The 14,347-nt window shown below is 32.5% G+C and carries 12 protein-coding genes and 1 tRNA gene; 4 read left to right on the plus strand and 9 right to left on the minus strand.

Going from position 1 to position 14,347, the window contains the following annotated elements:
* Nucleotides 1-80: 80 nt before the first annotated feature.
* The 5 genes from ACZIX2_RS09335 to ACZIX2_RS09355 form a co-directional block, all read right to left on the minus strand.
* Entirely contained in the window at nucleotides 81-653 is a 573-nt protein-coding gene (locus ACZIX2_RS09335; RefSeq protein ID WP_463339834.1) for an OmpH/Skp family outer membrane protein, read from the minus strand.
* Between the two features lie 244 nt (nucleotides 654-897).
* Nucleotides 898-1,746 (minus strand): class I SAM-dependent methyltransferase, encoded by an 849-nt coding sequence (locus ACZIX2_RS09340; RefSeq protein WP_463339835.1) that lies wholly within the window; start codon nucleotides 1,744-1,746, stop codon nucleotides 898-900.
* 102 nt (nucleotides 1,747-1,848) lie between these two features.
* Nucleotides 1,849-3,720 (minus strand): tRNA uridine-5-carboxymethylaminomethyl(34) synthesis enzyme MnmG, encoded by a 1,872-nt coding sequence (gene mnmG, locus ACZIX2_RS09345; protein WP_463339836.1) that lies wholly within the window; start codon nucleotides 3,718-3,720, stop codon nucleotides 1,849-1,851.
* A 95-nt stretch (nucleotides 3,721-3,815) separates the two neighbouring features.
* Nucleotides 3,816-4,235, minus strand: coding sequence for an rRNA maturation RNase YbeY (gene ybeY, locus ACZIX2_RS09350; protein ID WP_463339837.1), 420 nt, complete (start codon nucleotides 4,233-4,235; stop codon nucleotides 3,816-3,818).
* On the minus strand, nucleotides 4,228-7,518 hold the full coding sequence (locus ACZIX2_RS09355; protein WP_463339838.1) for a hypothetical protein: 3,291 nt from the start codon (nucleotides 7,516-7,518) through the stop codon (nucleotides 4,228-4,230). Before ACZIX2_RS09355 ends, ybeY begins: the two co-directional genes overlap by 8 nt.
* Nucleotides 7,519-7,656: 138 nt before the next feature.
* On the opposite strand from ACZIX2_RS09355, the gene gltX reads away from it, so the two are divergent.
* Together gltX and ACZIX2_RS09365 are read left to right on the plus strand one after the other, a co-directional pair.
* On the plus strand, nucleotides 7,657-9,162 hold the full coding sequence (gene gltX, locus ACZIX2_RS09360; protein ID WP_463339839.1) for a glutamate--tRNA ligase: 1,506 nt from the start codon (nucleotides 7,657-7,659) through the stop codon (nucleotides 9,160-9,162).
* Between the two features lie 87 nt (nucleotides 9,163-9,249).
* Entirely contained in the window at nucleotides 9,250-10,239 is a 990-nt protein-coding gene (locus ACZIX2_RS09365) for an SPFH domain-containing protein (RefSeq protein ID WP_463339840.1), read from the plus strand.
* 9 nt (nucleotides 10,240-10,248) lie between these two features.
* Here ACZIX2_RS09365 and ACZIX2_RS09370 read toward each other — a convergent pair whose 3' ends face one another.
* The 4 genes from ACZIX2_RS09370 to ACZIX2_RS09385 form a co-directional block, all read right to left on the minus strand.
* Nucleotides 10,249-10,503, minus strand: coding sequence for a DUF6327 family protein (locus tag ACZIX2_RS09370; RefSeq protein ID WP_463339841.1), 255 nt, complete (start codon nucleotides 10,501-10,503; stop codon nucleotides 10,249-10,251).
* A gap of 2 nt (nucleotides 10,504-10,505) precedes the next feature.
* Nucleotides 10,506-10,856 (minus strand): competence protein, encoded by a 351-nt coding sequence (locus ACZIX2_RS09375; protein ID WP_463339842.1) that lies wholly within the window; start codon nucleotides 10,854-10,856, stop codon nucleotides 10,506-10,508.
* Nucleotides 10,857-10,862: 6 nt separating this feature from the next.
* Complete coding sequence (locus ACZIX2_RS09380; RefSeq protein WP_463339843.1) at nucleotides 10,863-11,192, minus strand: YtxH domain-containing protein; 330 nt, start codon at nucleotides 11,190-11,192, stop codon at nucleotides 10,863-10,865.
* Between the two features lie 296 nt (nucleotides 11,193-11,488).
* Nucleotides 11,489-13,585, minus strand: a complete 2,097-nt coding sequence (locus tag ACZIX2_RS09385; protein ID WP_463339844.1) for a glutamine--tRNA ligase/YqeY domain fusion protein — start codon at nucleotides 13,583-13,585, stop codon at nucleotides 11,489-11,491.
* 140 nt (nucleotides 13,586-13,725) lie between these two features.
* Here ACZIX2_RS09385 and folB point away from each other — a divergent pair, with 140 nt between their 5' ends.
* On the plus strand, nucleotides 13,726-14,085 hold the full coding sequence (gene folB / locus ACZIX2_RS09390) for a dihydroneopterin aldolase (protein ID WP_463339845.1): 360 nt from the start codon (nucleotides 13,726-13,728) through the stop codon (nucleotides 14,083-14,085).
* A 117-nt stretch (nucleotides 14,086-14,202) separates the two neighbouring features.
* Nucleotides 14,203-14,273: transfer RNA gene (locus ACZIX2_RS09395), tRNA-Cys, on the plus strand.
* The last annotated feature ends 74 nt before the right edge of the window (nucleotides 14,274-14,347 follow it).

The raw sequence follows: 14,347 nt of genomic DNA on the forward strand, positions 1-14,347 counted from the left end.
AAAGAACGGTTTACGAGTATAAAAAAAAGCCTTCCACTTAAAAAAGTAGAAGGCTTTTGATGAAGTTTTGCGATATAAAACTATTTTTTTGGTGTTTCTTTAGCCGTTTTAGAAGAATTAGCTTTGTATTTTTCGTTCAAAGCTTCAATAATTTCCTTAGTGATATCATATTTATCTTCTGCATACAAAATAGTAGCAGCATCTCCAGTGCCATAGATATAAGAATATCCTTTTTCTTTACCGTATGCTTTAATGAATTTCTTTACTCCACTTACTAAAGAATCCATTTCTTTTCCACTTTCTGCTTGCAATTGTTGCGCCAAAGCTTGTTGAGCATAGCCTAATTGTTGCTCTCTTTTTTGCAATTCAAGTCCTTTTTTTTGTGCCCACTCTTGACCATTGGCTTGAGCTTGACTTTGAAAATTAGCTGCTTCTTGCTTAAAACGATTGATTTCAGCTTCTAATTGTCTTCCTTTCTCTTGTGCTTGTGATTTGTATTTTGCTTCAAGATCTTTGGCTTCTGTGTATTGTTTCATTAACTCAGCAGTATCCACATAAGCAGTTTTCACTTCTTTCACTTCTTTTACTTCTTCTTTTTTATCACACGCTACAAAAGCAAAAGCTAGTGCAAGGATAACAAATGATTTTTTCATTGGAATTAAATTTAATATTTTAAGATGTAGGACAAAAATATAAAAAAATAGTTAGCAACTGTTAAAACTTGAAAATTTGGGCGATTTATTCCATATCAATTTTTATTATACTTGCCATTAATCACATAAAAAACAGTTATAAAAATCGACTGTAATAGCTCAATTTTAAACGATTTTCTAAAATTTTCCATAAAAACCCCTATTAAACCAGTAAAACTAAGCTTAAAAGGGCTTAAAATGCGTTTTAGTGATTTTGGAACACATAAATATGCGAAGAATACTCTTTTGTGCTACGTGCTTTCCAATTGGACTTACATCCTATCCAAAACGCCTTTAAAAAATTCATATTTCCTGTTTTATATTTTTCAGAAAGCAAACTCACATAAAAAGAATCGAACTTCATCGGAAGTACCTCAATCAAATGCATGCATTCCTTTTCAAATAGTTTTTGTATCGCAGGTTTAGAAAAATGCCAAAAATGAATTGGTACATCGTAGGCCGCCCAAAATTGTTGATAGTAAAAAGCATCATACGATTTAAAATTAGGAACAGCTACAATCAAAGTACCGGATGGTTTTAACAAGCGCTTCAATTCCTTAATTTGAAAATCCAAATCGGGTACATGCTCTAACACGTGCCACATGGTAATGCAATCAAATTGTTGCTCTTCTAAATCCGAAGTAGAATCTACAAAAGACACTCCTTTTTTTATAGCCAAAGCTTTTGCACTTTCACTAGGTTCTATTCCTGTAATTTCCCAACCGGAATTTTTAGCAGTAATCAAAAAATCGCCAGTACCAGCACCTATGTCCAAAAGTTTACCTTTTTGTGACTGTTGCGCATTAATCAAAGCCAATTTATTTTTCAAAGCTATTCCTTTGACAAAATGATACGCTTTTTCGAAAAGACCGCGTTTGGAATCGGTATGAGATATATAATTTGAATTCTCATAATATTTTCCAAGATTTTCTAAACTTGGTTGTGGATAGGTAATCAACATATCTAACTCTGTATCGTGATACAATTCGAATGTTTCTTGAGATACCGAAAAATCTTTTACCGTAAGATAAAGAGGTTTATTTAAAATATTCATAGTATAATGCAAAAACAAAAAAAACACAGTAATTAAAAGTCACTGTATTTATTTAATAAGTATTTAAAGTTTCACGTGGAACAAACCCGAAAGCGTATGCAATTATCGGCCCATATAAATAAGCAAAACAGAAATATCACTTGGTGATACGCCGCTAATACGAGAGGCCTGAGAAATGGTTACGGGACGAATTCTTTCTAATTTTTGACGTGCTTCAATTGACATTGATTTTATTTTGGAATAATCAAAATTATCTGGAATTTTCACCTCTTCTAAACGATGCAATTTATCGGCATTGTTACGTTCTTTTTCAATATAACCAGAATACTTCACTTGCACTTCCGTTTGTTCTAAAATTTCAATATCCAATTGTTCTTGCTCAACATACTCTTTCACTTTTTGAAATTGTAACATATCATTCATGTCAATTTGAGGACGTGTAAAAATTTTAAACATCTTATCCCCTTGAGAGATTAAAGCAGATTCATTAGCTTCTAAAATCGGATTTGCTTCAGCAACTGTTACACTAGTATCTTTTAAAAAGGCTACCATTTTTTCCGAAGCATTTAATTTATACTCCATACGTCGCATACGTGCTTCAGAAGCTAAACCAATTTCATACGACATAGGCGTTAAACGAAAATCGGCATTATCTTGACGTAACAAGGTACGATACTCTGCTCTAGAAGTAAACATACGATAAGGTTCTTCTGTTCCTTTTGTAATTAAATCGTCAATTAATACTCCAATATAAGCTTCATCACGTTTTAAAATTAAAGGTGCTTTTTCATGTACTTTCAAGTGTGCATTTATACCCGCCATCAATCCTTGAGAGGCAGCTTCTTCATAACCTGTCGTACCATTAATTTGACCAGCAAAATACAAACCTTCTACCAACTTCGTTTCTAAAGTATGCTTTAATTGCGTAGGTGGAAAATAATCATATTCTATCGCATAACCCGGTCTAAAAAATTTGACATTTTCAAAACCGGCGACAGAACGCAAAGCTTTGAATTGAATATCTTCAGGAAGTGAAGTAGAAAACCCATTGATGTACATTTCACAAGTATGCCAACCTTCTGGTTCAATAAACAACTGGTGACGTTCTTTATCAGCAAAGCGATTAATTTTATCTTCAATTGAAGGACAGTATCGAGGACCAATACTTTTAATACGACCATTAAACATAGGAGAACGATCAAAACCTTCACGTAAAATTTCGTGTACTTCTGGAGAAGTATACGACATATAACAAGAGCGTTGATGTACCAAAGGAGTAGTCAAATCAGAATAAGAAAATTTCGAAGGATTATCATCACCTCTTTCTTCATTCATTTTAGAATAATCTAAAGAACGTCCGTCTACACGAGGTGGTGTTCCTGTTTTCATTCGTCCTGCTTGAAAACCTACTTTTACCAAATCCTCGGTAATACCATAAGAAGCACTCTCTCCTGCTCTACCACCACCAAACTGTTTTTCTCCAATATGAATCAATCCATTTAAAAATGTACCGTTTGTTAATACAACCGATTTACCATAGATTTTCACACCAAGAGAAGTAACAACACCTTTTACAACATTCTGCTCTATAATTAATCCTTTTACCATTTCTTGGTAAAAATCCAAATTAGGAGTTTGTTCTAACATCATACGCCACTCTTCTGCAAAGCGCATACGATCACTTTGAACACGTGGCGACCACATAGCTGGACCTTTCGATTTATTCAGCATCTTAAACTGTATCGCTGTACGATCCGAAACTATTCCAGAATATCCACCCAAAGCATCAATTTCACGAACAATTTGTCCTTTGGCTATACCTCCCATTGCTGGATTGCATGACATCTGAGCAATGTTTTGCAAACTCATGGTTACCAATAAAGTTTTAGAACCTAAATTTGCTGCTGCTGCTGCCGCTTCTGCTCCAGCGTGTCCTGCACCGACAACAATAACATCATATTCATTTAAAAACATAGTATTAAAATTTTTATTTAAAGTTCCACGTGGAACGTTTAAAAAATGTGTAGTCAAATATGTTTCACGTGAAACATATTAATTAAAAAAGAGATTTAAGGTTTCACGTGGAACATTAGAATTTTTTCATTTTCCTTTTGACGCATTAGTGCTTCGTCAGCTGCTGTTTTGTCTTTATATCCACAATAATGTAGGATACCATGTATCATAACACGTTTTAATTCTTCATTGAAATTGGTATCAAAATCTAAAGCGTTATCCTGTACTCGTTCTATAGAGATAAAAATATCACCATTAATTTCATTACCTACAGTATAATCAAAACTAATGATATCGGTAAGAGTATCGTGATTTAGATACTCTACATTGATTTGATGAAGGTAATCATCATCACAAAATATATAATTAATTTCTCCTTCCTTTTTGTTTTCAGAACTAATTACCTGACTAATCCATGCGCTATAAACGTCTTCATTGTCTAGGTTAAAATCGGTTTCATAATTAAACTCAATCATTTTGTTTAAAATATCGTTGTACTTTTTGATTAAAATCAGTTCGCAAAGGTAAGGATTGTCTATTTAAAATCTCTATACTATTCATATATTGTATAACGGCTGGTGGCAAGGGTTTGGCTGGGTTAGAAAAAGGCTTGAGATTGGTCTCTGATTGGCGTTGATTATCTTGACCTTGTTCGCGCTGTGCCGATTCGAGTTTAAGTAATTCTTGATTGAGTTGTTTCATACGTTGCACCACTTCATTTTTGAATCCTTTATTCAAAAGTTGTTTTTCGACTTGTTTCATTTGGTCTACCACATGTTGTCCTGCACCTTTACTACCTTGTTGTTGAAGTTGAATTTGCAAGGCTTCGCGAAGTACTTGTTGTTCTTTGTAAATTTCTAGCAAACGTCTAGCTTCCCCCTCCCCTTCCTGAGTGCTTCCACTTGTTGATTTTTCTTTTCCTTGAGGCGAAGCACTATCGTTGGGTTTACCCTCTTTAGAATTGAGTTGTTGTTGCATTTTATCACTTAAACCTTTTTGTTTGGAAATGATGTCGGGCAATTGCAAACCCTGACCTTGACCAGACTTTGGTTTACCACCACTTTGACCTGATAAGTTCATTTGCATGTTTTGTAATAGTTCGCTAAGAAAATCGGCTAATTTATTAGCAGCAGCTACAACAAATTGTTGGTAAGAAACACCTCTAGGTTGTAATCCATTCCCTAGTTTATCAATAGCATTATCTAAATTATAGGTAATCGTTCCAATTTCTTTTGTAACCATTTCAGTGATCTTTTCATTACGTAAGGATAAGGTAAACAAAGAATCGTCAATATGTTTGAATTGAGTTTTTAAGGATTGTTGTATTTTTAAAGAGGCATTATAACTACTAGATCCAACTTTTGTATTACGAATTTGTTTCATAAGTCCTTCTTGAGAAAAGGAAAAAGAAAGCAAATTATCCAAAATTTGGCGTAACATAGATACATCTTCTTGTAACTGTTCTTGCTCGGATGCATTCATACTTTCTTGCAAAGTTTCGCTTAATTTTTTTAAATCTTGAGCGGCCTTCTTTTGAGACTTTTGTGCTGAAGAACCATTATTACGAGATAAATCCTTTTGTGCGTCTTTCATTTCTTGTTCAATAGATTTTTCTAAATTATCAGTCTTAGGTAAATCAAATGGGGCTTTAAGCGATTGATTGTCCTTTTTTAAATTGTTAAGGTCGTTTTGAAGCGAATTGAATTGTTGTTGTAATTCTTCTTGCTTTTGAACAGAATTGTTTTGTTGCTCTGATAATTGTTTTTGAGCTTGGGATAATTTTTCCAGTTGAGCTGCTAATTGAGCTGTTTTTTTATCTACATAATAACGCTTGGTTAACTCTACCAATTGTTCTAAAGTTTTCACTTGATTTTTACTCAGCTGTTTAAATTGTTGCAGCTTTTCTTGTAACTGTTCATCATCTAGTTTTTGTGATAAGGCTTTTAATTCGTCTAATAACTTCTTATTTCTTTCAAGATCTTCAGATGCTTTTTCAATTCTGGATTGTAAATTTTCTAACTTTTTATCGGAAACTTCACTTTTTTCTTTAGTTAAATTACTTTTGATTTTTTCAGAAAAAGATTGCATTAATTTATCTTGCTGCTCTTGACGCTGAATAAAATCATTAACTTGCTGTTGTGTTTTAAAATCAAAATCTTTCTTTTGTTTAGAAACAGCATTTAATTTTTCTAGTGCTGCAATTTGTTTACTCTGCTTATCTAATGTTTTGGATAAACCACTAAGCGATTGTTGCTGTTCTTGTATACGTTCTGTAACAATTTCCTCCTGCGTACTAATTTTGTTAGTAAACAAAGTGGAACGAACAGATTTGAAATGATGCAAAGGATCATTATCAAAAACTTCAAAATAAAACTCATAAGTTACACCAGGTTGAACATCTAAAGTAGAAGGAAAACCAAAAACAAATTGATCGTATAAACCTGCATGCAAATTGATTGTTCCACGTTTAGCTAACTGTGGTTTTCCTTTTTCGTAATATACAATTTGAAGTTTCGAGAATCCATAATCATCTGAAACTTTCCCAATAAAATAAGCCTGTTCATGACCTATTGAATCGGGAACCTGTGAAACATCAATAGTTGGAAATTGATCTTTTACAATTGAAAGCTCAAAAGGGAGTTTTTGGTAGTTTTTGAGACTAGAATTGGAAGTAAGTAATTGATATTGTGTATCTTGATAAATATTTTTACTTAAAAAAAAGAAATTATCAGAAAAAGTGAAAAATTGATTGACATTTGATGCTAATAATTGAACTGATTCTAATGATGATCCAGAAATATTCCAAACCACACGAGTCCCTTCGGGAACTATAGCATTACCCGTGCCGATAATGCTTTCGTTTTTACGTTTCAAGTAAGAGGGAAAAAATAGTTTCATTTCTAATTGAGAAATGGAGGGTACTTTAATAACGTCTAAAGTATAATCTGGTGAAACAACAGTATTGGCTTCTAAATGAAAGTTAATGGATGCTGTTAATGGAGCAAAAGTATAGTGAAAGATTCCTGGTGAAACTTGCTCCATAAAGTAACTTTCTTCAGCAATATATAACTGTATATTTTGTGGTAAAACCTTACCTACTACTTTAACTTTAAGCGTGTACTTTTCATTTTCTAAAACACTCAAAGTAGGATTTATAAGCTGTAATTGAAAAGGAGCAGGTTTCAAAAAAGTTGTATTATAGTGCAAAACTCGATTAAAACTTTGAGAAATAACTGAACTATTACCCGTAACAAAAAATAAAAAAAAGAAAAATAAAGGGATTAAAGCTACAGGTAAAAACTTAATATTTGCTTTAAAATTGATTGCATTACCAAAAGGAACTAAACTCAACGATTTTGATTTTTGATCAATAGATGCTAAGACTAAATCGGAAGCGCTATCGACATTTTGCGACAATTGCAGCAGGTTTAACAATTTATCTTTTACTTCTGGAAAGTGATTTCCTATAATTTTAGAAGCTTCTACATAAGAAATGCCTTTTTGAATATGAAACAATTTAAAGAGCGGAAAAAGAATAAAACGCAATAGTAAAAAAGTTTCAACTAGAATAAAACTCCAAAAAAGAAAGGTACGTGCTGCAGGTTGTAACCACAAAAAATACTCAATACTCAAAGTAAAAAGAAAGTACAGCAACCCTAATCCGAGAAAAAAAAGTGTTCCACGGATGAGTTCATTAGTATAATACCGATTGATAAATGCTTCTAATTTATCAAAAATAATTCGATTGTTGGTCACCATAAAATAAGGTTTCAATAACCCATAAAATTACAATTTTAAAGAATACGAAAATTATAAAATGAAAAAGCTTAATGGTAGCATTCAAACTACATAAATCAAACCCTACGAAAAGTGTATATTTGCAAAAAATTTACAATCATGTCTAAACCAGTACGCGTGCGTTTTGCACCTAGTCCAACAGGACCATTACATATAGGAGGAGTTAGAACAGCTCTATTTAATTACTTATTTGCTAAAAAAAATAATGGTACTTTTTATTTAAGAATTGAAGATACAGATCAAAACCGCTATGTAGAAGGTGCAGAAGAATACATTATGGAAGCCCTACAATGGCTTGGAATATCACCTGATGAAACCGTAGGTAAAAATGAAAAATTTGGTCCTTACAGACAAAGCGAACGTAAAGAAATTTATAAACAATATGCTGATACCTTGATAAATTCAGGTAATGCTTACTATGCATTTGATACAGCTGAAGAACTCGATACACTAAGAAGTACTTTAGAAAAAGAAGGAAAAACCTTTATTTATAATCATAGTAACAGAGAAAGTTTAAACAATTCCATTGCGTTAGATAAAGAAACTGTAGCACAAAAACTAGCAAATGGAGAACCATTTGTAATTCGATTTAAAACACCTGTAAACGAGACTTTATTCTTAAATGATATTATTAGAGGAGAAGTTAAGTTTGAAACCAACTTGTTAGATGATAAAGTACTATTCAAAAGTGATGGTATGCCCACCTATCATTTAGCAAACATTGTAGACGATCATTTAATGGAAACTTCTCACGTTATCCGTGGAGAAGAATGGTTGCCTTCTATGCCTTTACATGTACTTTTATACAGAGCTTTTGGCTGGGATGCACCAGAATTTGCACACTTACCATTAATCTTGAAACCTATCGGAAATGGTAAATTATCTAAAAGAGATGGTGATAAAATGGGGTTTCCCGTTTTTCCATTAGAATGGAAAACGGCAGAAGGTATATCAACAGGTTATCGCGAGCAAGGATATTTTCCTGAAGCTGTGGTTAATTTTTTAGCTTTATTGGGATGGAATGATGGTACAGACAAAGAATTATACACCCTTGAAGAATTAACTCAAGTATTTGATTTGAAAAGAGTGCATAAGGCTGGAGCTAAATTTGATCCAGAGAAAAACAAATGGTTCAATCATCAGTATTTGATTCATAAAAATGATGCTGAACTAGCCAAAAGCTTCACTCCTATTCTATTAAAGAAAGGAATTGCTGTTGATCAATTTGATGTAACTAGAATTGCAGGATTAATCAAAGAAAGAGCAAATTTCGTTTCAGAATTCTGGGAATTGACAGATTTCTTTTTCCAAGCACCATCATCTTATGATGAAAAAGCAAGAAAAAATTGGAAAGAAGACACTCCTCAATTAATGAAGCAATTGATTGAAATCCTAAATGAAATAGAAGACTTTACTTCAAACACTATTGAAACCATTGTAAAAGAATGGATGACAAAAAACGAAATTGGTATGGGCAGAATCATGCAACCCTTACGATTAAGTGTAGTTGGTGCCTTAAAGGGTCCTCACCTATTCGATATAATAGAAATAATAGGAAAACAAGAAACAATTGTTAGAATAGAAAAGGCAATCAATAGTTTATAATCTGAAGCTCTCCAAATGGAGGGCTTTTTTTTTGTAACTTTAAAATATTTCTTACGTATAACAGTAACTAATCAAAAATTAAAAAAAATGAATCCAATTGTAATTGTAATGTTAGTCTTTGGACTAATTATTTTATTGTCGGCCTTTTTTACGGTAAAACAACAAACTGCTGTGGTTATTGAGCGATTTGGTAAATTTACAAGTATCAGAAATTCAGGGTTACAACTCAAAATACCAATTATTGATAGAATTGCGGGAAGAGTAAACTTGAGAATTCAGCAACTTGATGTACTGATAGAAACGAAAACAAAAGATAATGTTTTTATCAAAATGAAAGTGTCTGTACAATTTAAAGTTATTCAAGACAAAGTGTATGAAGCCTTTTATAAATTAGAGTTTCCACACGATCAAATTACAGCTTATGTATTTGATGTGGTACGAGCTGAAGTACCAAAGTTGATATTAGACGATGTTTTCGTAAGAAAAGATGATATTGCCATAGCAGTCAAAAGAGAATTGAACGAAGCCATGACAACCTATGGATATGACATTATCAACACTTTAGTAACCGATATTGATCCTGATATTCAAGTGAAAAACGCCATGAATAGAATTAATGCCGCTGACCGAGAAAAAACGGCAGCCGAATTTGAATCAGAAGCACAAAGAATACGTATCGTAGCTAAAGCAAAAGCGGAAGCTGAAAGTAAAAAATTGCAAGGTCAAGGTATTGCAGATCAAAGAAGAGAAATTGCTCGAGGATTAGTAGAAAGCGTTGAAGTTTTAAACAATGTAGGTATCAATTCACAAGAAGCTTCAGCCTTAATCGTTGTAACACAACACTATGATACCTTACAAGCGATAGGTGCTGATGCTAATTCAAATCTAATCTTATTGCCCAATTCTCCCCAAGCTGGTAGCGATATGTTGAATAACATGATTGCTTCGTTTACAGCTTCTAATCAAGTGGGACAACTCATGCAAAAAGAAGTAAAAAAGAAAAAAGAAATTATACTTCCCAAAACAGAAATACCGAAATTGGAAGATTCAAATGAAGATAAAGAAGAAACGAAATAAAAAAAGGGGCTAACAGCCTCTTTTTCTATTTAAAAACCAACGTATTACCATAGGTAAAAGGGTTTGCAGTATTTGAATATAGTTATTAGAAAGTGATGTTTTGAAAGCTCCCAAATAACTATTGATGATATTTTCTGGTTCAAAAGAAGCTTTTGTTCTTTGAAAACTTAAAAGTAATTTTTGATAATGTATTTCTTTTTCGAGTTTTAAAATTTCTAAATCTCGATCAATTTCGGCGTATGAAGCATATTTTTTAGTAGCCATAATTAATCATTAAAAAAGATTTCAGAGAATTTTTCTAAAATAGGACCTTCTACAATTTTATCCTTAATCAAAAATAAAGCTAAGGTTAATAACAAATAAAACCCACCTACTATTAAAAAACCAAGGGAGAAATTATCAAAATATGAACCAATTGCAAAAGCGGCAGCAATAGAACCAAATAACAAAACCATGGAAAAACAAAGTAATATCATGGAAAATTTCAAAATCAATGTAGTAGATTTCATTGATACTTTGAATCCCCAAAGTTTGAAATAAGCTACATTACTTTCAATATACGATTGAAGTTGCTCTTGAAATTGTTCGGACTGTTCTTTTAATTCCTCGAAAGCCATAAATGATTATTTTTGATATTTGGCATTTTTCAATTTTAAAGCAGCTAATTTTTCTTCTAAAAACGAAATCACTTCCTCGGTTTTATAACTAACATTAGAAACTAAATTTTCAATATTCTGTTCGATATCATCTTTGGTTAAAAAAGCTTTTTCTACCAAAGAATCTGAAACTTCATTAAAATGTTCGTTGAAATTGTCTTTAGCCTCTGCTACTCCATCACGTATTTTACGTCGTGTATTGGATCCTTTATCAGGAGCAAACAAAATTCCAATTCCTGCTCCTATAGCAAGCCCTGTTACTAGGGCCAAAATAGTATTACCGGTATTAGTAGACATTTTGAATAATTTTTTAAGTTAGTACTTATAAAGATACAACTTTATTAACAAATTAAAGTGAATAACTAAAAAAAGTACACTTAAGTAAGCTAAAAATTATTTTAAAGCTTTTAAATGAAACAAAAATAAAAAGAAGATATATGGGTCAAAAAAATAAAAATATTCCCTTAAAATAAAAATATAAAAGTCAATTTTAATAGGATATATAAATAGAAATTAAATTATAAATAGAAATTAATAATAATAAAAAAACACCCTATTTAAGGGTGTTTTTGATAAATTATATTGATAAGCAACTAAAAGGTTTTTAAAACAGCTAGTACTTGATCATTCTTCTCATGTGTTATCATTTCAGCGATAACATTTTTAAAAAGGGATAAATTCGATTCATCCTTTTTAAGATTTTCCAAAACTGCGAGCTTCACTAATGGAGATTGACTTTTTAATGACATCGTGTACAATTTATGTAACGCTTCAGACTCTATATCATTTGCATTTATAGCATCGGCATATTTTAAAAGTAACTGAGAAAACAATAAAGCATTGTTATCATTTTTAATATTTTTAACAACGGCTTGTGTCAACAAACTATAATTCGTACAACTGTTCAAATTTGCTGCTATAGTTTGTAACAATTGCGAAGCTTTTTCAGCGTCTTTCTCTTTTACATATTTGTTGATTTCTTTCTGAGTGTTCATCAAAAGATTGGCCTCTTTTTTCCCTTTTTCTTCCCATGCATCTTTCAAACCAACAGTTTTATTAAACACCAATGAACCAGGTGTAGTATCTTGATCTACAACAAAATAACCCAATCGTTGAAACTGAAAATGTGAGCCAGAAGTAGCCTCTTTCAAACTAGGCTCTACATAACCACGAATAACTTGTAATGAAGAAGGATTAATGAAATCTAGAAAACTTTTTTCTTTATGACTATCTGGTGCTTCATCAGTAAACAAACGATCATACAAACGAACTTCACTTTCGATAGCGTGTGCTATCGAAACCCAATGCAAGGTTCCTGCAACTTTACGTTTGCTCGCTTCACTCCCACTCCCACTTAACGAATCAGTATCATAAGTAGCATGAATTTCAAGGATATTTCCATGAGCATCTTTAACTACAGACTCGCCTTTAATGATATATCCATTTTTCAAACGTACTTCATTACCTATACTTAATCGGAAAAATTTAGCTGGTGCAACCTCCAGAAAATCTTCTTTTTCGATATACAATTCACGAGAAAACGGAACTTTTCGATAACCAGCAGATTCATCTTCTTGATTATTTTCGGCGTCTAACCACTCTACTTTGTCTTCAGGATAGTTGGTAATCACTAATCTAATAGGATCTAAAACTGCCATCACACGAGGAGCTGTTTTATTTAAATCTTCACGTAAACAAAAATCCAATAAGGAAATATCTATAATATTTTCACGTTTGGCCACTCCTATTGTGTCACAAAATTTACGAATAGAAGCCGCAGTATACCCTCTTCTTCTTAAACCGGAAATGGTAGGCATTCTGGGGTCGTCCCAACCATTAACTACTTTATCTTGAACTAATTGAAGTAATTTTCTTTTACTCATTACGGTATAATTCAAGTTCAAACGGGCAAATTCGTATTGGTGGGGACGAACTTTAGTATCATCATAAATTTGATCTAAGAACCAATCATACAACTCACGGTGCATTACAAATTCGAGCGTACATATTGAATGTGAAATTTGTTCCAAATAGTCACTTTCACCATGGGTATAATCGTACATAGGGTAAATTTTCCATGTATTACCTGTACGATGATGATGACGATGTAAAATACGGTACATCAATGGGTCACGCATTAACATATTAGGTGAAGCCATATCAATTTTGGCTCTCAAAACATGACTTCCTTCTGGGAAATCGCCATTTTTCATCGCTTCAAATAATTGTAAATTCTCTTCTATGGAACGATTTCTATAAGGACCATCTACTCCTGGTTGTGTAGGCGTTCCTTTTTGAGCCGCCATTTCTTCCGAAGTTTGACTATCAACATAAGCTTTTCCTTTCTTAATCAATAGAATAGCCCAATCGTATAACTGTTGAAAATAATCAGAGGAGTACAATTCTTCAGTCCAATTAAAACCTAACCATTGTACATCTTCTTTAATAGCATCTACATACTCTTGTTCTTCTTTGGCAGGATTTGTATCGTCAAAACGAAGATTAACCGGTGCATTGTATTTTAATCCTAAACCAAAATTTAAACATATAGATTTGGCATGGCCAATGTGTAAATAACCATTAGGTTCAGGAGGAAATCGAAAACGTAACTGCTCTTTAGGAAAACCTTTGGCAATACTATCTTCTATGATTTGTTCTATAAAATGAAGGGACTTTTCTTCTGATGCCATTGTAATTTATTTTGAAGGCAAAGTTATCAAAATTGTAGCGGAATCTAGTTAGAATAGGCTTCTTTATTTGATAATACAACTAAAAAAGGAAAACAATTTGTACTTTTATACCCTTGAATTCACGTAAAAAATAGTAAAAAATGGGTAAAATAAAACTTCAAAATATTAGGACCTTTTCTTATCATGGTTGTTTGATAGAAGAATCAAAAATAGGTTCAGAATACCGAATAGATTTAGAAATTGAGTGTGATTTATCCATATCGGCTCAATCTGACAAACTTCATGATACTGTTGATTATGTGTTATTAAACCGTATTGTCATAGAAGAAATGGCTATACGATCCGAATTATTAGAACATGTGGCACAGAGAATTGTTGTTAGAGCATTGCAAGAAGCCCAAGCTATAACGGAAATAGAAGTGGCTGTGTCAAAAATTAACCCTCCTATTGGTGGTGATGTAGAAGCAGTTACAATTATTTTGAAAGAAAAAAGAAAGTAAACCTCCTTTGGTGACGGTTGAAAACTCATGTTGACTAAGGATAAAAATCCTTTTATTTAGAATGTGAAATTTGCTTTTTGGATTTTTTATATTACATTTGCAGTCCATTAAAACAATGGCGTCGTGGCCGAGCGGCTAGGCTGGGCTCTGCAAAAGCTCCTACTCCGGTTCGAATCCGGACGATGCCTCTGAAACCTCCAAGGAAACTTGGAGGTTTTTTTTTATGGGTAATTTTAAAAAAAAATTAAATAAAGAAAGGGTT

It is taken from the genome of Flavobacterium riviphilum (genome assembly GCF_055231795.1).

Coding starts and splice junctions, on each gene's coding strand:
- ACZIX2_RS09335 (WP_463339834.1), bottom strand. CDS start 653: ATGAAAAAATCATTTGTTATCCTTGCACTAGCTTTTGCTTTTGTAGCG.
- ACZIX2_RS09340 (WP_463339835.1), bottom strand. CDS start 1,746: ATGAATATTTTAAATAAACCTCTTTATCTTACGGTAAAAGATTTTTCG.
- mnmG (WP_463339836.1), bottom strand. CDS start 3,720: ATGTTTTTAAATGAATATGATGTTATTGTTGTCGGTGCAGGACACGCT.
- ybeY (WP_463339837.1), bottom strand. CDS start 4,235: ATGATTGAGTTTAATTATGAAACCGATTTTAACCTAGACAATGAAGAC.
- ACZIX2_RS09355 (WP_463339838.1), bottom strand. CDS start 7,518: ATGGTGACCAACAATCGAATTATTTTTGATAAATTAGAAGCATTTATC.
- gltX (WP_463339839.1), top strand. CDS start 7,657: ATGTCTAAACCAGTACGCGTGCGTTTTGCACCTAGTCCAACAGGACCA.
- ACZIX2_RS09365 (WP_463339840.1), top strand. CDS start 9,250: ATGAATCCAATTGTAATTGTAATGTTAGTCTTTGGACTAATTATTTTA.
- ACZIX2_RS09370 (WP_463339841.1), bottom strand. CDS start 10,503: ATGGCTACTAAAAAATATGCTTCATACGCCGAAATTGATCGAGATTTA.
- ACZIX2_RS09375 (WP_463339842.1), bottom strand. CDS start 10,856: ATGGCTTTCGAGGAATTAAAAGAACAGTCCGAACAATTTCAAGAGCAA.
- ACZIX2_RS09380 (WP_463339843.1), bottom strand. CDS start 11,192: ATGTCTACTAATACCGGTAATACTATTTTGGCCCTAGTAACAGGGCTT.
- ACZIX2_RS09385 (WP_463339844.1), bottom strand. CDS start 13,585: ATGGCATCAGAAGAAAAGTCCCTTCATTTTATAGAACAAATCATAGAA.
- folB (WP_463339845.1), top strand. CDS start 13,726: ATGGGTAAAATAAAACTTCAAAATATTAGGACCTTTTCTTATCATGGT.